Source organism: Nocardioides lentus, assembly GCF_039529515.1.
Classification (GTDB): Bacteria; Actinomycetota; Actinomycetes; order Propionibacteriales; family Nocardioidaceae; genus Nocardioides; species Nocardioides lentus.
This window is the reverse complement of sequence record NZ_BAAAMY010000002.1, coordinates 263,516-284,860: the sequence shown is the minus strand read 5'-3', so window position 1 is coordinate 284,860 and position 21,345 is coordinate 263,516. Positions and strand designations below refer to the sequence as shown.

General features: G+C 74.2%; 20 protein-coding genes. 11 read left to right on the top strand and 9 right to left on the bottom strand.

Annotated features, from left to right (window positions below; genetic code table 11):
- Positions 1 to 2: 2 nt before the first annotated feature.
- Positions 3 to 527 carry an MSMEG_0572/Sll0783 family nitrogen starvation response protein gene (locus ABD158_RS04925; protein WP_299055414.1) on the bottom strand — a complete coding sequence of 175 codons (525 nt, stop codon included), beginning with the start codon at positions 525 to 527 and terminating at the stop codon, positions 3 to 5.
- A gap of 71 nt (positions 528 to 598) precedes the next feature.
- Positions 599 to 1,450, bottom strand: a complete 852-nt coding sequence (locus tag ABD158_RS04920; protein ID WP_344004525.1) for an amidohydrolase family protein — start codon at positions 1,448 to 1,450, stop codon at positions 599 to 601.
- A 143-nt stretch (positions 1,451 to 1,593) separates the two neighbouring features.
- Between ABD158_RS04920 and ABD158_RS04915 the strand changes: the two genes are divergently transcribed.
- Positions 1,594 to 2,964, top strand: a complete 1,371-nt coding sequence (locus ABD158_RS04915) for a class I adenylate-forming enzyme family protein (protein ID WP_344004522.1) — start codon at positions 1,594 to 1,596, stop codon at positions 2,962 to 2,964.
- A gap of 23 nt (positions 2,965 to 2,987) precedes the next feature.
- The gene (locus tag ABD158_RS04910) at positions 2,988 to 3,917 is read left to right on the top strand and encodes a DNA-3-methyladenine glycosylase family protein (RefSeq protein ID WP_344004519.1); all 930 of its coding nucleotides are present in this window, start codon (positions 2,988 to 2,990) and stop codon (positions 3,915 to 3,917) included.
- A 177-nt stretch (positions 3,918 to 4,094) separates the two neighbouring features.
- Here ABD158_RS04910 and ABD158_RS04905 read toward each other — a convergent pair whose 3' ends face one another.
- Positions 4,095 to 5,300, bottom strand: a complete 1,206-nt coding sequence (locus tag ABD158_RS04905) for a phospholipase D-like domain-containing protein (RefSeq protein ID WP_425573156.1) — start codon at positions 5,298 to 5,300, stop codon at positions 4,095 to 4,097.
- A 187-nt stretch (positions 5,301 to 5,487) separates the two neighbouring features.
- On the opposite strand from ABD158_RS04905, the gene ABD158_RS04900 reads away from it, so the two are divergent.
- Complete coding sequence (locus tag ABD158_RS04900) at positions 5,488 to 6,882, top strand: M14 family zinc carboxypeptidase (RefSeq protein ID WP_344004513.1); 1,395 nt, start codon at positions 5,488 to 5,490, stop codon at positions 6,880 to 6,882.
- Positions 6,883 to 6,906: 24 nt separating this feature from the next.
- Here ABD158_RS04900 and ABD158_RS04895 read toward each other — a convergent pair whose 3' ends face one another.
- From ABD158_RS04895 to ABD158_RS04885, 3 genes are all read right to left on the bottom strand, one after another.
- Positions 6,907 to 7,806 (bottom strand): alkaline phosphatase family protein, encoded by a 900-nt coding sequence (locus tag ABD158_RS04895; RefSeq protein ID WP_344004510.1) that lies wholly within the window; start codon positions 7,804 to 7,806, stop codon positions 6,907 to 6,909.
- A 216-nt stretch (positions 7,807 to 8,022) separates the two neighbouring features.
- A complete protein-coding gene (locus tag ABD158_RS04890; protein ID WP_344004508.1) occupies positions 8,023 to 8,910 on the bottom strand; it encodes a hypothetical protein in 888 nt (295 codons plus the stop codon).
- Between the two features lie 123 nt (positions 8,911 to 9,033).
- Entirely contained in the window at positions 9,034 to 9,864 is an 831-nt protein-coding gene (locus ABD158_RS04885; protein WP_344004507.1) for an aminoglycoside phosphotransferase/kinase family protein, read from the bottom strand.
- A gap of 154 nt (positions 9,865 to 10,018) precedes the next feature.
- Between ABD158_RS04885 and uvrB the strand changes: the two genes are divergently transcribed.
- The 4 genes from uvrB to ABD158_RS04865 all read left to right on the top strand — a co-directional run bounded on the left by uvrB (position 10,019) and on the right by ABD158_RS04865 (position 14,563).
- Positions 10,019 to 12,139 (top strand): excinuclease ABC subunit UvrB, encoded by a 2,121-nt coding sequence (gene uvrB, locus ABD158_RS04880; protein ID WP_344004505.1) that lies wholly within the window; start codon positions 10,019 to 10,021, stop codon positions 12,137 to 12,139.
- 10 nt (positions 12,140 to 12,149) lie between these two features.
- Positions 12,150 to 12,587 carry a VOC family protein gene (locus tag ABD158_RS04875; RefSeq protein ID WP_344004502.1) on the top strand — a complete coding sequence of 146 codons (438 nt, stop codon included), beginning with the start codon at positions 12,150 to 12,152 and terminating at the stop codon, positions 12,585 to 12,587.
- Positions 12,588 to 12,672: 85 nt separating this feature from the next.
- Entirely contained in the window at positions 12,673 to 13,230 is a 558-nt protein-coding gene (locus ABD158_RS04870; protein WP_344004499.1) for a hemerythrin domain-containing protein, read from the top strand.
- A gap of 43 nt (positions 13,231 to 13,273) precedes the next feature.
- Positions 13,274 to 14,563 carry an MFS transporter gene (locus tag ABD158_RS04865; RefSeq protein WP_344004496.1) on the top strand — a complete coding sequence of 430 codons (1,290 nt, stop codon included), beginning with the start codon at positions 13,274 to 13,276 and terminating at the stop codon, positions 14,561 to 14,563.
- Here the strand turns inward: ABD158_RS04865 and ABD158_RS04860 are convergent.
- Positions 14,514 to 15,575 carry an AbrB family transcriptional regulator gene (locus ABD158_RS04860; RefSeq protein ID WP_344004493.1) on the bottom strand — a complete coding sequence of 354 codons (1,062 nt, stop codon included), beginning with the start codon at positions 15,573 to 15,575 and terminating at the stop codon, positions 14,514 to 14,516. The genes ABD158_RS04865 and ABD158_RS04860 overlap by 50 nt on opposite strands.
- A gap of 68 nt (positions 15,576 to 15,643) precedes the next feature.
- Here ABD158_RS04860 and ABD158_RS04855 point away from each other — a divergent pair, with 68 nt between their 5' ends.
- From ABD158_RS04855 to ABD158_RS04840, 4 genes are all read left to right on the top strand, one after another.
- Positions 15,644 to 16,687: an NAD(P)/FAD-dependent oxidoreductase gene (locus ABD158_RS04855; protein WP_344004490.1), complete on the top strand. Its 1,044-nt coding sequence runs from the start codon at positions 15,644 to 15,646 to the stop codon at positions 16,685 to 16,687.
- Between the two features lie 68 nt (positions 16,688 to 16,755).
- Positions 16,756 to 18,009: a glycosyltransferase family 4 protein gene (locus tag ABD158_RS04850; RefSeq protein ID WP_344004487.1), complete on the top strand. Its 1,254-nt coding sequence runs from the start codon at positions 16,756 to 16,758 to the stop codon at positions 18,007 to 18,009.
- Positions 17,996 to 18,709, top strand: a complete 714-nt coding sequence (locus ABD158_RS04845) for a class I SAM-dependent methyltransferase (protein ID WP_344004484.1) — start codon at positions 17,996 to 17,998, stop codon at positions 18,707 to 18,709. The genes ABD158_RS04850 and ABD158_RS04845 overlap by 14 nt, the downstream gene beginning before the upstream one ends.
- Positions 18,706 to 19,812: a prenyltransferase gene (locus ABD158_RS04840; RefSeq protein WP_344004481.1), complete on the top strand. Its 1,107-nt coding sequence runs from the start codon at positions 18,706 to 18,708 to the stop codon at positions 19,810 to 19,812. Before ABD158_RS04845 ends, ABD158_RS04840 begins: the two co-directional genes overlap by 4 nt.
- On the opposite strand, the gene ABD158_RS04835 is transcribed toward ABD158_RS04840, so the two are convergent.
- On the bottom strand, positions 19,805 to 20,470 hold the full coding sequence (locus ABD158_RS04835; protein ID WP_344004478.1) for a class I SAM-dependent methyltransferase: 666 nt from the start codon (positions 20,468 to 20,470) through the stop codon (positions 19,805 to 19,807). The genes ABD158_RS04840 and ABD158_RS04835 overlap by 8 nt on opposite strands.
- The gene (gene map, locus ABD158_RS04830; RefSeq protein WP_344004475.1) at positions 20,467 to 21,246 is read right to left on the bottom strand and encodes a type I methionyl aminopeptidase; all 780 of its coding nucleotides are present in this window, start codon (positions 21,244 to 21,246) and stop codon (positions 20,467 to 20,469) included. Before map ends, ABD158_RS04835 begins: the two co-directional genes overlap by 4 nt.
- Positions 21,247 to 21,345 lie beyond the last annotated feature (99 nt).

Below are 21,345 nucleotides of genomic sequence, written 5' to 3'. Positions count from 1 at the left end.
CCTCAGAGGTTGTAGACGGAGTTGATGATGGCGCCCTTGTTGGCGAAGTGGATGACGCAGTCCTGCACGTCGAGCGGGTGGCAGGGCACGACGCCCTCGATCAGGTCCTCCTCGCGGCAGCCGTGCAGGGCCATGCCGAAGCGGCAGCAGAAGACCGTGCCGCCCTCGCCGATGAACGTCTTCAGCGAGTCGTTCATGTTCTGGTTGCCGGGGAAGGCGACGTCGCCCGTCGTGGGGAAGCCGCGCGTGTCCATGCAGGCCAGGGCGCCGGGGCCGTAGAAGTAGATGACGGAGTCGAAGCCCTTCCGCAGCGCACGGGTGGCCTGGAGGATCGCGACGAAGCTGACCGAGGACTCGTGCGGGATGCCGTGCACCAGCGTCAGGTAGCTCTGGCCCTCGCTGGCCTGGTAGTCGGGGAAGATCTTCGTCGAGCCGTAGAGGTTGGTGCCCTTCGCCTGCGAGGGGTGGGGGACCTCGGCCACCGACTTCTCGATGTTGGCCAGGATCTCGTCGTCGAACACGGACATCTGCTCTCCTCGGGATGGGTGGTGCGGATGGGTCCTGCGGGTGGGTCCTGCGGGTGGGTCGGTGGGGCTGCTCAGCCGGAGCCGTAGAGGGCGGTGAAGTTGTCGGCGAAGAAGGCGCGGGCCAGCTCGCCGTCGCCGGCCGCGGCGGCGAGCCGGGCGTGCTCGCCGGCGAAGTCGCCCCAGGGGACGTCGGTGGCGAACAGCACGCGGTCGTGCCCGACGCCGCGGCGCTCGATCTCGGCGACGAGCCAGCCCGGGGCGAAGCCGACGGCCCAGCTGGTGTCGGTCCAGACCTGCTTGCCGGCCTCGACCCAGTCGAAGAACCGGCCACCGATGAGCTTGAGGTGACCGCTCATGCCGCCGCCGAGGTGGACGAGGTGGATGCGCGTCGCGTCGCCGTAGGTCTCGACGAGCTCGCCGACCCGGTCGACGTCGGAGGCGGCGCCCGGAGAGGTGTGCACGTGGACGACGAGGTCGTGGGCGGCGGCGGTGGTGAAGATCCGCTCGAGCTGCTCGGCGCAGTCGGGGTCGTCGACGCCGCCGCCGAGCAGGAAGCTCGTCTTGAGCGCCCGCACGCCGTGCTCGGTGACGAGCCCGAGCGCGGTGTCGTTGCGGGCGGCGTCGGAGGCCTTGGGCGAGACCCACAGGCCGCAGGAGACCCGTGCGTCGGCCGCGGCCGCCTCGAGCGCGAGGGCGTTGAGGTCGAAGGCGACGTCGGGGTCCGGCACGCCGTAGTTGGGCAGCACGAGCGTGCGCTCGACACCCTGTACGTCGAGGCTGCGGCGGAAGTCGGCGACGGTCGCCGCGGCGGTGGTGTCGGGCCGGACGGCCGGTCCGCCGTAGAAGGGGTACGCCGGGAGCTCGCCGATGTGCCGGTGCGCGTCGTGGGGCGCTGCGAGGGCTCGTCGGGCCGGCGGGGTCATGCCGACCAGTCAAGGATCGGGGTGTTTCGGGGTGGTTTCGGGAGGAACTCGTTCTTCGAACCACTGCGTGAGATCGGTGTAACAGGCTCCCGGGATCGGCCGCGCGGCCCCCGTGGCGCCCCTGCGGCTGGTTGGCTGCAGGCGTGGCGGAGGTGACGATCCCGGAGGCGCTCGCGCTGCTGGCCGGGCGGGAGCCCGGAGCGGTCGCGCTGCGGCACGGCGACCAGGTCGTCACCCGCCGCGCCCTGGTCGACCTGGCGGAGCGTGTGGCACGGCGGTGGGTCGCCGAGGGCCTCGGCGTCGACGGGGTCGTCGTGCTGGGCTGCGCGGACCCGGTCGACCTGGTCGTCGGCGCCGTCGCGACCTGGCGGGCGGGTGCCACCCCGCTCCCGCTCGCCCCGGGCCTGGCGGCCGACGAGCGGGCCGCGCTCCTCGACCTCGCCCGGCCGGCGCGGGTCGAGGACGGGCCGCTCGACCACCGTCCGGGCCCGTCGGGGACGCTCCTGCCGGAGGTCTCGGCCTCCTCGTGGAAGGTCGCGACGTCCTCCGGCAGCACGGGGCGGCCCAAGCTGGTGCGGGCCGCGGCCCCGGCCCGGGTCGACCCGGACGCCGCGGTCGCGCCCTTCGTGCCGCGGGAGGCCGTGCAGCTCGTCGCCGCGCCGCCCCACGCCGGGGCGGGGTTCGTCTACGCGATGCGCGGCCTCACCTGCGGTCACGAGCTGGTGCTGATGGACGCCCCGGGAGCCGGCGGTGTCGACGCCGGTGAGTGGCTGCGGCTCCTCGCCGCCCACCGGGTGAGCTGGGCGGTGCTGTCGCCGACCACGATGCGCGCGATCTGGCGGCACCCCGACCGCCCGGGCACCGACGTGTCCTCGCTCGACGGCGTCCTCCACCTGGGCGCGCCCTGCCCGGTGGGTCTCAAGCGCGACTGGCTCGCCTGGCTCGGCCCGTCGAGGGTCGTCGAGGTGTACGCCGGCACCGAGTCCGCGGGCGTCGCGATGATCGGCGGCGAGGACTGGCTGCGTCACCCCGGCTCGGTGGGCCGTGGGGTCGGCGGGACCCGCTTCCGGGTCCTGCGGCCCGACGGCGAGGAGTGCGCCCCCGGGGAGGTGGGGGAGGTCGTGATGCGCCGGGCCGCGCCCACCTACTCCTACGTCGGTGCGCCGGCCCAGGACCGCGGCGGCTGGCACAGCCTCGGCGACGCGGGCCGGATGGACGCCGAGGGGTGGTTGTGGGTGCTCGACCGTCTCGCCGACCTCGTGGTCGTGGACGGCACCCGCGTCGCGCCGGCGGAGGTCGAGGCGGTGCTCCTGGAGCACCCCGCGGTCGCCTCCGCGGTGGTCGTCGGCCGCGACGACGGCCTGAGGGCCGTGGTGCAGACGGACGCGCTCGACACGGTCCGCGCGTGGGCGGGGACGCGGCTCGACCCGCCGCTGCTGCCCCGCGGGTGGGAGGCGGTGGACCACCCCCTGCGCGACGCCGCGGGCAAGGCCCGCCGCGCGTCGTACCGCTGAGGGCGACCGCCTACGGTGGCGGGGTGGACGGCGCGGACGCGGGGCTGCGGCGCACCTGGCGGCCCGCCTGGCCGTGCCCGGTCGCGCTCAACCTGCGCATCCTCAAGCGCGGCGGCGGTGACGTCACCTACCGGCAGGACCCCGACGGCACGGTGTGGCGCGGGATCCGGACACCGGCCGGCCCGGCCACGCTGGTCGTCCGCTCGCGCTCGGGCCTCGGCGAGGTCCACGCCGCCGCCTGGGGTCCCGGCGGCGAGTGGGTGCTGGAGCAGCTGCCGGCCATGTGCGGCGCCGAGGACGACCCCTCCGGCTTCGCGCCGCAGCACCCCGTGCTCGTCGAGGCGCAGCGCCGCCACGAGCACTGGCGCCTGACCCGCACCGGCCTCGTCTTCGAGGCCCTGCTGCCGGCCATCATCGAGCAGAAGGTCACCGGCAAGCAGGCCTTCGCCGCGCAGCGGCTGCTCGCCCGCCGGTACGGCGAGCCCGCCCCGGGCCCGGGCGCGGCGCGGGACCTGTGGGTGCCGCCGACCCCCGAGGTGGTCGCGGGCATCCCGTCGTGGGAGTGGCTGCGGATGGGCGTCGACCCGGCCCGGTCGAAGGCCGCCGTCCGCGCCGCCCGGGTGGCGCCGTCGCTCGAGCGGCTCGTCGGCCTGCCGCTCGCCGAGGCGGACCGCCGGCTGCGGACGCTGCCGGGGGTCGGGGTCTGGACGTCGGCCGAGGTGCGCTTCCGCGCGCTCGGGGATGCGGACGCGCTCAGCGTGGGCGACTACCACATCGCGAAGAACGTGACCTGGGCGCTGACCGGGACCGTCGGTGACGACGACGACATGGTCGCGCTGCTCGAGCCCTACCGGCCGCACCGGCACCGCGTGCAGCGCCTCGTCGAGCTCGCCCACCTCTCACGGCCCCGCCGCGGCCCGCGGCTCACCCTCCCCACGCACCTGCCGCGCTGAGGTCCGCGCCGACGACGGTCCCGGCGTACGCCGATCCGCGGTTTCACCAGGTATGTCATCGAACTCGGACTTCTCGCGTCCTGCAGGCCGTGGGAAGTGGTGGTCTTGCGACATACCTGGTGAAACCGCGCGAGCGACCCGGCGGGGTGCCCGACCGGAGCCGGCCGGAAGGCGGCCTCAGAGCAGGGGGCGCAGGGGCGCGAGGACGGCCTCGGCGAAGCGTCGCTGCACCGAGCGCGACTCCCAGTCCGTCAGCGACAGCTCGGTGGCGTTGGTGAGGTCGGTGGTGAAGATCTCCTCCAGCTTGGAGGCCATGCCCTCGTCGATGATCTCGACGTTGATCTCGTAGTTGCCCTGCAGGCTGAGCCGGTCGACGTTGGCGGTGCCGACCGTCGACCAGTTGCCGTCGATGGTCGAGGTCTTGGCGTGCACCATCGCGCCCTCGAAGCGGAAGATCCGCACCCCGGCGAGCAGCATCTGCTCGAAGTAGCCGCGGCTGATCCAGTCGGCCACGATGTGGTTCGACTTCTGCGGCAGCAGGAGCCGTACGTCGACCCCGCGCATGGCCGCGATCCGCAGGGAGTCGACGAATCCCTGGTCGGGGATGAAGTAGGCGTGGGTCATCCACACGTTGCGGGAGGCGCGGGCGATGGCCTCGAGGTACATCGACCGGATGGGGAACATCCACCACCGCGGCACGTTGCGCTGGAACCGGATCGCGGGCTCCCAGCTCGACGCGGTCTCCAGCAGCAGCGGCCGCTCGGTCGAGCGGCGCCACCCGCGACGGCGGTTGAGGTTCCAGAAGTCGGCGAAGGCCCGCTTGAGGTCCCACACGCCGGGGCCGGTGATCCGCACGTGCGTGTCGCGCCACTCGGTGGCGTAGGCGGTGCCGATGTTGTAGCCGCCGACGAACCCGACCGCGTCGTCCACGACGAGGATCTTGCGGTGGTCCCGGCCGTAGCGGGACAGGTCGAGGACGCGAACGCCCGCGTTGTAGAGCGGGTAGCGCAGCACCTTCATCGACTCGGGGAAGCGCTTGAAGCGGGGCGAGACGACGAGGTTCGCGAAGCCGTCGTAGATGCAGTAGACGTCGACGCCGCGCTCGGCGGCCGCGGCGAGCGCGGCCTTGAACCGCTCGCCGACCTCGTCGCCCTTCCAGATGTAGGTCTCCAGCAGCACCTGACGCTGGGCGCCCTCGATCGCGGCGATCATGTCGTCGTAGAGGTGCTGCCCGTAGGTGTACGTCGTGACCTCGCCGCCGCCGACCGGCACGGTCCGCGGCGGGGTGACCGGGAACGCCTTCGGCTTCTTGCCGCGCCGGCGGTAGGAGTCGACGAGCGTCAGCCCGGTGGCCAGGGCGACCTGGAGCCCGAGCAGACCCATCACGGCCCGCCGCAGGACGACCAGCCACCGCTCGGCGGAGGTGGGGGAGCGGCGCGACACGGGCTCAACCTACAAGTCAACCCCCTGGCGCGCAGACAGGCGTTCCTGATAGCAACCTCACAGAGCCGGACACCCGGACGACCGTCCGGGGCGGCTCGGTCATCACGTCACTCTCGGGAGCACCACGATGTCGATCACCCCTGCCCGCAGGACCCCACCCGCCCGTCGCGCCCGGCGCGTCCTCGCCCCGGTCCTGGGCCTGGCCTCGCTCGCCCTGGTCGCCGGCGCGAGCACCGCGCCGACGGCCGTCGCCGCGCCGGACGGCGACGGCGCCGCCCTGAAGGACCTCCCGGCGTACAGCCCCCGCCTCGACGAGCGCCAGCCCTCCGACCGGCGGTTCACGACCGCGCGGGAGTCGTGCAGCGACGCCCCCCGCGAGCTGCCGGTCAACGAGTTCACCGACCATCGCGAGCTCGGCGTCGAGCTCGACCGCATCGAGCGGGTCAGCGAGGGCCGCGTCGACGTCGAGGAGATCGGGCGCTCCAACCGCGGACGCGAGATCTGGTCGGCGCGGGTCGGCACCGGCGACACGGTCGTCATGCTCGTCAGCGAGATCCACGGCAACGAGAAGGTGGGCACGGAGGCCGTCCTGGACCTGCTCGAGTGGGTCGGCACCCGCGAGACCGCGAAGGCGAAGCGGTGGCGCGACGAGCTGACCATCGTCGCGGTCCCGAAGATGAACCCCGACGGCGCCGAGCTCGACCGTCGCGGCAACGACCAGACGTGGTCCGAGGTCACCGCCCGCTTCCCGCAGCTGCGGGGCAGCGAGGAGGCGTGGAACTACTACGACACCCCGCGCACCGGCGACGACTACGCCGCCGCGCCCGGCTTCGACACGAACCGCGACTTCAACCCCGACCTCGACTACTTCCCGCGCGCGGAGGACTTCCCAGGCAGCTCGGAGGAGACCGGCTGGTACATCACGCCCGAGGCCCGCACGGTGCGCGACCTCTACCGCGGGCTGACCGCGGAGTTCGGCGAGGTCGACACCTACGTCGACCTGCACCACCAGGGCGCCTGCTACGTGATGCCCGACGACCCCGACGAGTTCGTGACGATGTCGATCTCGGGCCAGTTCGTGGCCGACCCGGCCACGAAGCCCGAGTACGCCGAGTACGCGGCCGACTACGACCTCGACTACTCCAAGCGCCTCAACGTCGCGGTCAACCGCTCGCTGCAGGCCGCCGCCGCGGACCGGCCGCTGTTCGGCAACATCACGCTCTACCCCCAGGACATCGACCTGCCCGGCACGGCCCTCGGCTCGTTCGCGCTCAACGGCAGCGGTGCCGTGCTGTTCGAGATCCGCGGCCAGACGCAGACGCTCGGCCAGCGCTACCGCGCCGTGCTGACGCGGGCGGCGTACCTCGGCCTGGACGGGATGCTGTCCTCGATCGCCTCCGGCCAGGTGGACCGCCTCGACCCGGCCGAGTACGACGCGATCCCGCCGCGCGGCCCCAGCATCGGCTCGGCGCGCGCCGCCGACGAGGACGCCCGCGTCCTGCGCCAGCAGCAGCGGGACTGACCCGGCGGCTGACCGGGGACCCGGTCACGCCCCGCGGCCACCCGTGAGGAGGTCCTCCATGCGGGTGGCCGCGGTGCAGTCGCTCCCGGGCACGAGACCGAGTCCGAGCAGGGTCGTCGCCACGTCGGCCAGGTCGCAGTTGCGGACCGGTGGCGGGTCGCCGTAGCCCGGACGGGCGTCACCCGGGTCCTGGAGCCCCGGGGCCAGGTCGTAGAGGTCCCCGCGGGGGACGCCCGGGCCCCAGACCACGAACGGCACCGTGTACGACGACGCCAGTGCGGGGTCCTCGTGGGAACGCCCGGCGCCGCCGTGGTCGGCGGTCAGGACGACCGTCGTCGTCGCGCGGAGGTCCGCGTCGGCGCGGAGGACCGCGAGCACCCGGCCGAGCGCGCGGTCGGCGCGGCGGACCGCACGCAGGTACGGCGCGGACATCCACCCCGAGCGGTGGCCGGCGAGGTCAGGGTCGGCGAGGTGCAGGAACGTGAAGGTCCGGCGCCCGGTCGCGACGTCGCGGCTCGCGCGGCGTGCCAGCACCTCGATCGGGGCCGCGACGACGCTCCGGTCCACCGCGTCGGGCCAGGTGCGCTCGAAGATCGCGAACTTGGTCTTGCCCGAGAACAGGGCCGTGGAGCCGCCGGCCCCGGCCACGACGGTGAAGACCGACGCCAACGCGCGTCCGTCCTCGTCGGGCGGCACCACCGGCCCCACGACGTCGTCGTTCCAGGTCACGCCGTGGCCGCCCTCGTCCCGGTCGATCCGGCGCCCGGTGATCATGCCCACGTGGTTGGGCAGCGTCACGGTCTGCTCGACGGCGGTGCGTGCGTCCAGGGTGCCGGCCCCCCGGTCGAGGAGGAAGGAGATCGCGGGCGCGCCCCGGCGTCCGAGCACCTCGATCGCCTCGGGCGTCAGACCGTCGACGGACACGGCGACCACGCGCGCTTCGGGCTCTCCGCCCGCGGGTGCCACCGTGGCCCGGGCACTGGGACCGTCCTCTGGCGGCTCCGTTCCCGGTGCACCCGGCCAGGCGGCGCACGACACGGCGACGCCGGCCAGCACCAGCAGCGCGGCGACTCGGGCCCGCCGGGGTGCACCCGTGCCCGCCGGGACCGGCCTGCGCGTGGTGCCGGGGGAGGTCATCCCTCAGTCCGCCGCGGCGCGGAGCGTCCGGGCGGGGCGCATCCGATAGCGGAGGTGCCCGGCGTCGGTGGCCTCGCGGGTGGGCCCGTAGACCGTCATCGACCAGGGGTGATCGGCGTACATGACGGCGGACTTGTAGGTCATCTCGGTCGTGGAGAACCCCCGCCACAGCAGCCGGCCACCCTCCTCGGGCACCGGGGGCGAGGTCATGTCGGTCTCGTAGTAGGTGCGGGCGGCGCCGACGTTCTCCCAGCGCGACAGCGCGATCCGCAGGTCACCGACCTCACAGCTGCGGATCAGGCGCCGCGGCTGCTGCACCGAGGTGCAGGCGTCCAGCTCCACCGCGGGGAACACCCAGGCGAACGCGGTCGGGCTGTCGTCGGGGCCCTCCGGGCACTCGTCGGCCCCCGCGGCGGGCCGGCCGGTCCAGCAGCGCACGGGCCCGTCCGCTCCCGCCGACGATCGCCGGGTCATCTCGGCGGCGGCCTCCCCGCCGGGCTCCGCGGCCCCGCCGTCCTTCGCCCCGGTCCCCGTCGCCGTGCTGCCGGCCTCCGTGCTCGTGCTGTCCCGTGCGAGCGACATCGCGAGGCCGCCGGCTCCGACCGCCAGCACGAGCACCGCGGCGACGGCCAGGCCCAGCAGGGTCGCCCGCCGCGTCGACGGACGTCGCGACGGGGCGGGCGGTCCCGCGGCCGGGGTGTACGCCGCACCGTGGAGCGCGGGGTACGGCGGCGTGCGCGGAGGGGAGTGGGGCGTGGCGTGGGACGGGGCGGACGCGAGGCCGGTGGGGACGTCCTCGGTGGGGGACCCGCCGGACGCGCAGGCGCGGCAGGCGTCCCAGGGGGAGGGAAGCGGCGCGCCGCACTGGCTGCAGAACCTACGGGTCCCCATGTCACGTCCTCGTCGGTCGGGCCGTCCCCACGCGGCCGGTGGCCGCACGGTAGGCGGTGCCGCGCCGCCGTGCAGCCCTGGTCTGGACCGGTCGGGGGGCGCAGCGGCACCCCTGCGGCCGGGTCAGTCGACCAGGTGGCGGGCGGTCTCCGCGTACGTCGCCCGGGCGGTCGGCCCGTCGAGCAGCAGGCGGTGCGCGGCGGCCCGGGCGAGGGCGCCCCGCTCGGTCGGGGTCGACCAGGCACGCAGCAGCGAGGGGACGCCGCCCGCGCGGACGGCGTCGACCGCGGCCAGCGCGTCCGCCCACAGCGGGGGTCGCCACGACGGCACCACGCCCGTCACCACCGGGGCGCCGGCGGCGTCGAGCAGGACGTTGCCCCCGAGCTCGGCGTGCACCAGCTGGGCGGGACGCGAGTCGTCGTACGGCGTCGCGAGGAGGTCTGCGACCAGGTCCGCGAGCTCTGCGCCCCCGTGGCGCCGGGCCGTGGCGATCGCCTCGTCCGCGTCGTCGAACACCAGCCGCTCGATCTCGGCGCCACGGTCGCGGCGCGGTGCCGCACCGCTGGGCGGCTCGGGCACCGCCACGGCCAGCTCGGCGTGCAGCAGCCGACCGGCCGCGAGCACGACGTCGAGGTCCTCGCACACCCGGGTGCCGGGCTCGTAGCGGGTGGCCGCCCAGCCCTCGACGACCCACGACCCGTCCCGGGCCGGGACCGGGACGGCGAGCCGGAGGTCGCGCGCCGACCGCGCGGGCCGCTCGTCCATCGCGACCGCCAGGCGGGCCAGCACCGGGGAGAGCCAGCCCTGCACGGCCGGGTCGCGGTCGGGGGTCAGGAGCAGGTCGCCGGCGACCACCGTGGCACCGCGTCCCCCGGGCACCGGGCGGACGTCGCCGGGCACCGCGAAGAGGTCGAGGACCCCCTCGGGCACCGGGCCGAGATCGAGATCGAGCACGCGACGATGGTAGTGATCGGCAATCGTTGGTGTGGCCAAACGTCTCGGACCCGTCGGGCCCGTGGACGGCCCGGTCGCGACCGCCCTCGCCGCCGTCGGCCGCGGGGCCTCGCGTCCCGGATCGGCTGTCGGCGGCCGGTCGTAGTCTGGATGCATGCGACCCGTCACCGATCTGGAGCGCCGCGTGGCGCCGTTCACGGTGGTCTCCGACTACCAGCCCGCGGGCGACCAGCCGGCCGCGATCAAGGAGATCTCGCGACGGGTCGAGGGCGGCACCGAGGACGTCGTGCTGCTCGGCGCGACCGGCACCGGCAAGACGGCGACGGTGGCGTGGGTGGCCGAGCAGGTGCAGCGACCCGTGCTGGTGATGCAGCCCAACAAGACCCTCGCGGCGCAGTTCGCCAACGAGCTGCGGCAGCTCTTCCCGGACAACGCGGTCGAGTACTTCGTGTCGTACTACGACTACTACCAGCCCGAGGCCTACGTCCCGCAGACCGACACCTACATCGAGAAGGACTCCTCCATCAACGAGGAGGTGGAGCGGCTGCGGCACTCGGCGACCAACTCGCTGCTGACGCGGCGCGACGTCATCGTCGTCTCGACCGTCTCCTGCATCTACGGCCTCGGCACCCCGCAGGAGTACGTCGACCGCATGGTGCGCCTGCGGGTGGGCGACGTGCGCGACCGCGACGAGCTGCTGCGCCGGCTCGTCGAGATCCAGTACACGCGCAACGACATGTCCTTCACGCGCGGCACGTTCCGCGTGCGGGGCGACACCCTCGAGATCTTCCCGGTCTACGAGGAGCACGCGGTCCGCATCGAGTTCTTCGGCGACGAGATCGAGCGGCTGTCCTCGCTGCACGCGGTGACCGGCGAGGTGCTCACCGAGGACACCGAGCTCTACGTCTTCCCCGCGAGCCACTACGTCGCCGGGCCCGAGCGCATGGAGCGCGCGATCGCGGGCATCGAGGCCGAGCTCGCCGAGCAGCTGCAGGTCTTCGAGGCCCAGGGCAAGCTGCTCGAGGCCCAGCGGCTGCGGATGCGCACGACCTACGACATCGAGATGATGCGCCAGGTCGGGTCCTGCTCGGGCATCGAGAACTACTCGATGCACATGGACGGCCGCAGCCGCGGCTCGGCGCCCAACACGCTGCTCGACTACTTCCCCGAGGACTTCGTCCTCGTCGTCGACGAGTCCCACGTGGCGGTGCCGCAGATCGGCGGCATGTACGAGGGCGACATGTCCCGCAAGCGCAACCTGGTCGACCACGGCTTCCGGCTGCCGAGCGCCATGGACAACCGCCCGCTGCGCTGGGAGGAGTTCCTCGAGCGGATCGGGCAGACCATCTACCTCTCCGCGACCCCGGGCGACTACGAGCTCGACAAGGTCGGGGGCGACGTGGTCGAGCAGATCATCCGCCCGACCGGCCTGATCGACCCCGAGGTCATCGTCAAGCCCACCAAGGGTCAGATCGACGACCTCATGGCCGAGATCCGCGACCGCACCGACAAGGGCGAGCGCGTGCTGGTGACGACGCTGACCAAGAAGATGTCGGAGGACCTCACCGACTACCTCCTCGACCACGACGTCCGCACCCGCTACCTGCACTCGGAGGTCGACACTCTCAAGCGGATCGAGCTGCTGCGCGACCTGCGGCTCGGCACCTACGACGTGCTGGTCGGCATCAACCTGCTGCGCGAGGGCCTCGACCTCCCGGAGGTCTCGCTGGTCGCGATCCTGGACGCCGACAAGGAGGGCTTCCTGCGCTCCGACAAGTCGCTGATCCAGACGATCGGCCGCGCGGCCCGCAACGTGTCGGGCCAGGTCCTGATGTACGCCGACACCATCACGCCGTCGATGGAGTCGGCGATCGACGAGACCAACCGTCGCCGCGCCAAGCAGGTCGCCTACAACACCGAGAAGGGCGTCGATCCGCAGCCGCTGCGCAAGAAGATCGCCGACATCACCGACATGCTCGCCCGCGAGGACGAGAACACCCAGGCCCTGCTCGAGACGTGGGCCGGCACGGCGGCCAAGGGCCGCGCCGGCGGCGTCAAGGCCAAGCAGCCGGTCCCGGCGCTGAGCCGGGCGAGCGGCGAGCAGCCGCCCGTCAGCGACATGCCGACCGCGGACCTGGCCAACCTGGTCCAGGAGCTGACCACCCAGATGCACAACGCGGCCGCCGAGCTGCAGTTCGAGGTCGCCGCGCGCCTGCGCGACGAGATCGGCGACCTGAAGAAGGAGCTGCGTCAGATGATGGAGGCCACGAAGTGAGGGCGGTCCGGTGAGCGTCCGGACGGTGCAGGTGACGTTCGACTGCGCCGACCCGGCCGCGCTGTCGGCGTTCTGGTGCGCGGTGCTCGGCTACGTCGTCGACCCGCCCCCGCCGGGCTTCGACTCCTGGCCGGCCGCGCTGGAGTCGTGGGGCGTCCCGGAGTCGGAGTGGAACTCCCGCTCCGCCTGCGGAGCCCCCGACGGCGACGGGCCGCGACTGTTCTTCCAGCGGGTCCCCGAGCCGAAGTCGGCGAAGAACCGGGTCCACCTCGACGTCCGTGCCGCCCCCGGCCTGACGGGCGAGGCGCGCGGGGACGCGCTCGAGGCCGAGGCCGCGCGCCTCGTGGCGCTCGGCGCCACCCGGGTGCGCCGCCTCGACGCCACCCCGACCGAGGAGGTCTGCCTCGTCATGGCCGATCCCGAGGGCAACGAGTTCTGCCTGGACTGACGTCGCGTCCGCGCCCTCCGCGCCGTCCGCGCCCTCCGCGCCGTGCGCATCCGGGCCGGTCCGCGGCCCGTCGTACGCTCCGGCCATGAGCACCTCCATCGACCTGGGCCGGCCCGTCGCGGGCGACGTCGTCGACCTGATCCTCGACGACCACCGCCGCTTCGAGACCCTCCTGCGCGACCTGCGGGACTCCTCCGCGGACCGCGACGCCGTCCGGCGGGCGTTCTCGGCGCTCCACGTCGCCCACGCGCTGGCCGAGGAGACCCACGTCTACCCGCGACTGCAGAAGCGCGGGGCGGTCGGTGAGCACGAGGCCGAGCACGGTGAGGAGGAGCACGCCGAGGGCCACGAGGCGCTGCTCGCGGTGCTCGAGCTGAAGGGCACGGACACCCAGGCCTTCGACGACGCGGTCGAGGAGCTGGCCACCGCGGTCAACCACCACCTGACCGAGGAGGAGCTGACCATCCTCAACCCGGCCCGCGACGAGGTCTCCGACCGGGAGCGCGCCGAGCTGGGCCGCACCTTCGCCGAGGCCCGCAACGCGGCCATCGACGACGACTGCGGCGCCGTCGACAACGTGCGCCGGATCGTCGCGGAGGCCCGCGGCGAGGGCCTGCTCGACGAGGAGCCCGAGGAGGGCTGATCCCCGATCGCCGGCTCCCGGCCCGGGGGCTAGCCTCGGGTGAGTGCCCACCCCGACCCGACGCCTCCAGCTGACGGTCTGGGGGGTGGGACTCGCCTGCTACCTCCTGGCCGTGTTCCACCGGTCGTCGCTCGCCGTCGCGGGTCTCGACGCGGCCGAGCGGTTCGGCATCTCGGCCGCGCAGCTCTCGACGTTCGTCATGCTCCAGCTGCTGGTCTACGCCGGCATGCAGATCCCGGTGGGCCTGCTCATCGACCGCTTCGGCTCGCGGAGCATCCTGCTGATCGGCACCGCGCTGATGGTCGTCTCCCAGGCCGGGTTCGCCCTGGTCGGGAGCTTCCCGCTCGCGGTCGCCATGCGCGTCGGCGTCGGGGTCGGTGACGCCATGACCTTCGTGTGCGTGCTGCGGATGCTGAGCAGCTGGTTCGCCCCGCGCCGGATCCCGCTGATGACCCAGCTGACGGGCACCCTCGGCCAGTCCGGGGCGATCGTCGCGGCGGTGCCGATGACGTTCGCGCTCGGCACGATCGGCTGGACCGGCGCCTACCTCACCGCCGCCGGCGTGGGCGCGGTGGTGGGCCTGCTCGCGCTCGTCGTGCTCGCCGACACCCCCGAGGTGCGGCGGCTGCGCGGCGCCCCGATGTCGCTGACCGGCGTCCGGATCAGCCTGGCCGCCTCGTGGGCGCACCCCGGCACCCGCCTGGGGTTCTGGATCCACTTCACCACCCAGTTCAGCTCCACCACGCTCAGCCTGCTGTGGGGCTTCCCGTTCCTCGTGCGCGGCGAGGGGCGCAGCGCCGCCGAGGCCGGCCTGCTGCTGTCGCTGATCATCGTCGCCGTGATGGCCACCGGACCGCTGATGGGCGTGTTCATCGGCAAGGTGCCGTGGCACCGCTCCACCCTGGCGATCACCGTGGTGTGGTCGCTGATGGCCACCTGGGCGGTGGTGCTGCTGTGGCCCGGCGACTCCCCGCTGTGGCTGCTCCTGGTCCTGATGGTCGTGGTCGGCGTCGGTGGGCCGGCCTCGATGATCGGCTTCGACCTCGGCCGCACCTCCAACCCGGCCGAGCGGCTCGCCAGCGCGACGGGGATCATCAACCAGGGCGGCTTCGTGGCCAGCCTCCTGCTCGTCGTGGCGATCGGGCTCGTGCTCGACTGGCGCACGCCCGGCACCAGCACGGCCTACACGCCCGAGTCCTTCCGCTGGGCGATGGCGACCCAGTACGTGCTGTGGGGCGTCGGCCTGCTCCAGCTCTGGCGCTGGCGTCGTCGCACCCGCACGCTCATCCGCGCCGAGGGTGGCGGGCCAGCCAACGTGCCAGGAACGGCATGAGGAGCAGGATCGCCAGCAGCCGGACCACCTGCAGCGTCAGCACGTAGGTCGCGTCGGCGTCGCCGTCCACCGCGGTCGCCAGCACCGCGAACAGCCCGCCCGGGGTGGTGGCGAGGTACGCCGTGAGCGGGTCGACGTCGGTGGTGAGCACCAGCAGCGCCCCCATGGCCGCGCACGCCAGCACCAGGCCGAGGATCAGCCCCAGCACGACCGGCACCATGCGGGTGATCGCCCGCAGCGAGTCGCGCGTGAACCGCAGCCCCACCTGCACGCCGATCAGCGCGTACGCCGGCCACTGCAGCCAGACCGGCACCGCCACCGTGCCCAGGAGCCCGCTCGCCGCGACCACGGCGGCCACCGCGAGCGGCAGCAGGAGGCCGCCCGCCGAGACCGGGCGCAGGCGGTGCAGCAGGAGCCCGCCGCCGACGGCGAGGAGCACGAAGAGGAGGTCGCCGCCGAGGTCGGTCGGGCCGCTCGCGGGACCGGTGTCGGCGCCCGCCCCGGCGCCGGGCAGCGTGAGCGCCACGGCGGGCATCACCACGAGGATCAGCAGCACCCGCAGGTACTGCACCACCGCCACCACGCGCTCGTCCGCGCCGAGCTCGCGGGAGACCGCCACCACACCGGAGGCGCCGCCCGCGATCATCGCGAACACGCCGGTCGGCAGGTCCACGTCGCGGCGCAGCGCCAGGAGCCACCCGGCCAGCAGGCTCAGCGCCAGGGTCCCGACCGTCACCAGGACGACGGGCAGCAGGTCGGTGCCCAGCCGGCGCAGGGTGTCCACGCTCACCACGGCGCCGATGGTGGCGCCGAGCAGCGCCTGCCCCAGCCGGCCGGCCGGCGCCGGCAGGTCGAGGCGCACCGGGGCCAGCAGCGCCCAGGCCAGGCCCACCAGCAGGGGCCCGAACAGCGCGGGCGTCGGCAGGCGTACCACCCAGAGCAGCGCGGTCGCGGCCACCGAGGCCAGGGCCACCAGTGCCCACGCCGACCCGGTGCGGCCCCGCTCGCTCACCGCTCCACTCTCCCAGCGGCGCGGGCAGGACCTCGACACCGGTCCTCGTCCCGGACAGGATCGCCCGCATGAGCCCCGACACGTCGGCCGCGGGTCCCGCGGCCGGGCAGCCGCCCCGCAGCCCCAGCCACGCGGTGGAGGTCGACCTGCTGGTCGTCGGCGCCGGGCCGACCGGGCTCTACGCCGCCTACTACGCGGGCTTCCGCGCCCTGCGGGTCGCGGTGGTGGACTCGCTGCCGGAGCTCGGCGGCCAGATCACCGCGATGTACCCGGAGAAGCAGATCCTCGACGTGGCCGGCTTCCCCTCGGTGCGGGGGCGTGACCTGGTCGAGGGCCTGGTGGCGCAGGCGGCGACCGCGGACCCGGCGTACTTCCTCGACCGGACGGCGCTCACCCTGGCCCACGTGCCGGCCCCCGACGGTGGGTCCGAGCGGGTCGTCGTCGGGCTCGACGACGGCACCGAGATCACCGCCGGGGCCGTCCTCGTCACCGCGGGCATCGGCAAGTTCAGCCCCCGACCGCTGCCGGCCGGCGAGGGGTGGCTCGGACGGGGCCTGGAGTTCTTCGTGCCCAGCTTCGCACCGTACGGCGGCAAGGACGTGGTGGTGGTCGGCGGCGGCGACTCCGCGTTCGACTGGGCCCAGCACCTCGAGCCGATCGCCCGCTCCGTGACGCTCGTGCACCGCCGCGACGCCTTCCGCGCCCACGAGCGCACCGTGGCGGAGGTCCGAGCCAGCGGGGTGGAGATCGTGACCCGGGCGGAGGTCACCGCCCTGCGCGGCGAGCACCTGCTCGAGGAGGTCGACCTGCGGGTGGACGGGGAGCCGCGCACCCTGCCCGCGCAGGCGCTCGTCGCCGCCCTGGGGTTCGTCGCGGACCTCGGCGCCCTGCGCGAGTGGGGGCTCGAGACCGACAAGCGTCACGTGCTCGTCGACTCGGCGATGCGCACCAACCTGCCCCGCGTGTACGCGGCCGGCGACATCACCGAGTACGACGGCAAGGTGCGGCTGATCGCCGTCGGGTTCGGGGAGGCCGCGACCGCCGTCAACAACGCCGCCGTCGACGTCGACCCCACCGCCCACGTCTTCCCGGGCCACTCGTCGGCCCTCTGACGCGCGCCCCTAGGCTGGCTCCGACGCCGGGCCTACTGGCGGGTAACGAGTCGGGACGGGAGGGGCCGATGCGGGTCGCGCTGCTGTCCTACCGCAGCAAGCCGCACGGCGGCGGGCAGGGCGTCTACGTCCGCCACCTCTCCCGCGAGCTCGTGGCCCTCGGCCACACCGTCGAGGTCTTCTCCGGCCAGCCCTACCCCGAGCTCGACCCCGGCGTCGCGCTGACGAAGGTGCCCAGCCTCGACCTGTACCGCGAGCCGGACCCGTTCCGCACCCCGCGGCTGCGCGAGTTCCGCGACCTCCTCGACGTCGTGGAGTACCTCACGATGTGCACCGCCGGCTTCGGCGAGCCCCGGACCTTCTCCCACCGGGTGCGGCGCGTGCTGGCGGCCCGCGCCGGCGAGTTCGACGTCGCCCACGACAACCAGACCCTCGGCGACGGGATCCTCGGCGTCGAGGCCGACGGCCTGCCGGTCGTCACCACCATCCACCACCCGATCACGCGGGACCGTCGGATCGACCTCGCGCAGGCCACCTCGTGGCGGCGGCGGCTCACGCTGCGCCGCTGGTACGGCTTCCTACGCATGCAGACCCGCGTCGCGCGTCGCTCTCGGTCGGTGATCACGGTCTCGGAGTCCTCCGCGCGCGACATCGCCGCCGAGTTCGGGGTCGACCCGGCACGGATGCGGGTCGTGCCGCTCGGCGCGGACGCGAGGTTCGTGCCGCCCACGACGCCGCGGGTGCCCGGTCGGATCCTGGCCATGGCCAGCGCCGACGCGCCCCTGAAGGGGATCGCGACGCTGCTCGAGGCCTTCGCCAAGCTCCGCACCGAGCGCGACGTGTCGCTGGTGCTCGTCGCGCGGCCCACCCCGGGCGGCGTCACCGAGCGCCTCGTCGGCGAGCTCGGGATCGCCGAGGACGTGCAGTTCGTCCACGGTCTCGACGACGAGGAGCTCGTCGCCTGGATGGGCTCGGCCGAGGTCGGCTGCGTGCCCTCGCTCTACGAGGGGTTCTCGCTGCCGACCGCGGAGCTCATGGCCTGCGCGACCCCGCTGGTGGTGTCGCGGGCCGGTGCGATCCCGGAGGTCGTGGGCGAGGACGGCGCGTGCGCGGACCTGGTCACCCCCGGCGACGTCGGCGAGCTCGAGCAGGCGCTCGGCGCGCTGCTCGACGACCCGGTCCGCCGGGCCCGGATGGGCGAGGCCGGCCGGCGGCGCGTGTCCGAGCGGTTCAGCTGGCGGGCGGTCGCCGAGGCCACCGTCGAGGCGTACGAGGAGGCCCTGGCGGCCTCCAGGGAGGAGCACACCGGTGCTGACCGTTGACTTCGACCGGCTCGGGCTGTCGCCCGGGGAGCGGGTCCTCGACATGGGCTGCGGCGCGGGGCGCCACGCCTTCGAGGCCTACCGCCGCGGCGCCGACGTGGTGGCCTTCGACCAGGACGTCGAGGAGCTCGAGGCGGTCCGCGAGCTCTTCGTCGCGATGGCCGAGGAGGGCCAGGTGCCGGCGGGTGCGACCGCCGACGTCAAGGAGGGGGACGCGCTCGCGCTGCCCTTCGGCGACGGCGAGTTCGACCGGGTCGTGGCCGCCGAGGTGCTCGAGCACATCCCCGCCGACCTCACCGCGATCGCCGAGCTCGCCCGGGTGCTGCGTCCGGGCGGGACGATGGCCGTCACCGTGCCGCGCTGGTTCCCCGAGCTCGTCTGCTGGAGCCTGTCTACGGAGTACCACTCCAACCCGGGCGGCCACATCCGCATCTACTCCGACGCCGAGCTCGTCACCAAGCTGACCGGCGCCGGCCTCGAGCTGCTGGGCAAGGACCACGTGCACGGGCTGCACACGCCGTACTGGTGGATCAAGTGCGCGGTCGGGGTCCGCAAGGACCGTCACCCGCTGGTGCGCGCCTACCACCAGGTGCTGGTCTGGGACATCATGAGGCGGCCGCTCGCGACCCGCCTCGCGGAGCGGGTGCTCGACCCGCTGGTCGGCAAGAGCATGGTGCTCTACCTCCGCAAGCCCGCATGAGCGTCGTCCCGTACGTCGGGGGCGTGCTCGACGCGGCGGCCGTGGCGGCCAGCGTCGCCTCCATCGAGGCGGTCCAGGAGGCGGACGGGGCCATCCCGTGGGAGCCCGGCCGGCACGCCGACGTGTGGAACCACGTCGAGGCCGCGATGGCGCTGGTCGTGGGCGGTCGCGACGCGGCGGCCGACCGGGCCTACGACTGGGTGCTCGGCCTGCAGCGACCCGACGGGTCCTGGCCCACCAGCGTGGTCGACGGCGTGGTGACCGACGACGCCGGCGACGCCAACTTCTCCGCCTACCTCGCGGTCGGGGTGTGGCACCACTGGCTGGTGCGGCGCGACGACGCGTTCGTGCGCCGCTGCTGGCCCGCGGTGCGCGCCGGCCTGGACTGGGTCACCGAGCTGCAGCTGCCGTTCGGCGGCATCCCCTGGCAGGAGTGCTGGGTCGACGGCCGGCCCTCCCACGTGCACGAGGACGGCGCGCTGCTCGCCGGCGGCTCGAGCATCTACCAGGCGCTGCGGGCCGGCGTGGCGATCGCCGAGCTGCTCGGTCGCCCCCAGCCCGGCTGGGAGCTCGCCGGGGGACGTCTCGGGCACGCCGTACGACGGCACCCGGACGGGTTCATGGACAAGTCCACCTTCGCGATGGACTGGTACTACCCGGTGCTCGGCGGGGCGGTGCGGGGCGCGGAGGGCCGGGCGCTGCTGGCGGCCCGCTGGGACGAGTTCGTCGTGCCGGGCCTCGGCGTGCGCTGCGTCTCGACCAACCCGTGGGTCACCGGCGCGGAGACCGCCGAGCTGGTGATGGCGCTCGACGCGCTGGGGGAGACCGGCACCGCGTTGCGCCTGCTCGGCGACCTGCAGCACCTGCGGGAGGACGACGGCCGCTACGCCACCGGGTTCGTCTACGACGACGGCGTCCGCTGGCCGCCGGAGCACACCACGTTCACCGCCGGTGCGGTCGTGCTCGCCGCGGACGCCCTGGGGGAGCGGCACGGCGCCGCCACCCCCGGGTCGGGGATCATGCGCGGCACCTCGCTGGCGCCCCGGTTCCCCGAGCTGGCGCTGGAGTGCGGCTGCGCGGGGGACCGCGACCCGGTCAGCTGACGGGTTCGCCCGCCGCGCCGCGGACGCGGCGCAGCACCCGCATCGAGCCGCACGCCCCGTCCGCGCCCGGTACCTCGGCGAAGTCTCCCGAGGCCAGCGCACGCCGCCAGACGTCGTACGGCGGGCGGCCCCCGTCGGCGGGGTCGGGGAAGACGTCGTGGATGACCAGCAGCCCGCCGGGGCCCAGCCAGCGCGCCCAGCCGGTGTAGTCGTCGTGGGCGGGACCCTCGCCGTGGCCGCCGTCGACGAAGACCATCGCCAACGGCGTGCGCCACACGGCCGCGACCACCGTCGAGTCGCCGACCACGGGGACGACGACGTCCTCGAGGCCGGTGTCGACCAGGGTGCGGCGCAGGTGCGGCAGGGTGTCGATCCGGCCGGTCCGCGGGTCCACCAGCGACGGGTCGTGGTGCTCCCAGCCGGGCTGGTTCTCCTCCGAGCCGTGGTGGTGGTCGACGGTGAGGACGACCCGTCCCTCGCCCCCGGCCTCCAGCGCCGCGGCACCGAGGTAGACGGCGGACTTGCCGCACCAGCTGCCGATCTCCAGGACCGGGCCCTCCGCGAGGGCGACGAGCGCCCAGCGGTGCAGGAACAGGCCCTCGTCGTCGGGCATGAAGCCCGTCGTCCGGCGGGCCGCGTCGAGCAGGTCGGGCCTCACGCCGCCAGGAAGGAGCGGTCCGTGAGGATCAGCGGGCCGTCCTCGGTGACGGCGATGGTGTGCTCGGAGTGGGCCCCCCGCGAGCCGTCGGCGCTGCGCAGCGTCCAGCCGTCCGCGTCGGTGTAGATCTCGTCGGTCGTGTGCAGGAACCACGGCTCGATCGCGATCACGAGGCCCGGCTTGAGCGGGAAGCCGCGGCCCGGCCGGCCGTCGTTCGGCACGTGCGGGTCGCCGTGCATCGTGCGCCCGACGCCGTGGCCGCCGAACTGGGTGTTGATCAGGTAGCCGTCGGCCCGCGCGACCTCGGCGATGGCGTGGGAGATGTCCCCGATGCGGTTGCCGGCCCGGGCGGCGTCGATGCCGGCGACCAGCGCGCGCTCGGTGGTGTCGATGAGCCGCAGGTCCTCGTCGCGGGGGGTGCCGACGACGACGCTGCGTGCCGAGTCCGACACCCAGCCGTCGACGGCCACCGCGAAGTCGACGCTCAGCAGGTCGCCGTCCTTCAGCCGGTAGTCGTGGGGGAGCCCGTGCAGCACCGCGTCGTTGACGGAGGTGCACAGCACCTTGCCGAACGGCGAGGCCCCGAACGACGGGTGGTAGTCGATGTAGCAGGACTCGGCCCCGCGCTTCGTGATCATCTCGTGCGCGAGGGCGTCGAGCTCCAGCAGGTTGACCCCGACGTCCGCGGCCTGTGCGAGGGCCTCGAGCACCTCCGCGACGAAGCGGCCGGCCGGCTTCATCTCCTCGATCTGGGTGGGCGTGCGGAGCTCGATCATGCCCCCGACTCTGCCAGATCCGCCGTCGCGGCCGACAACCGACGGCGCCGCCCCACCCACCCGGCGACGGGTCCGCGTCGCCTGTGGCAGGGGTCTCCC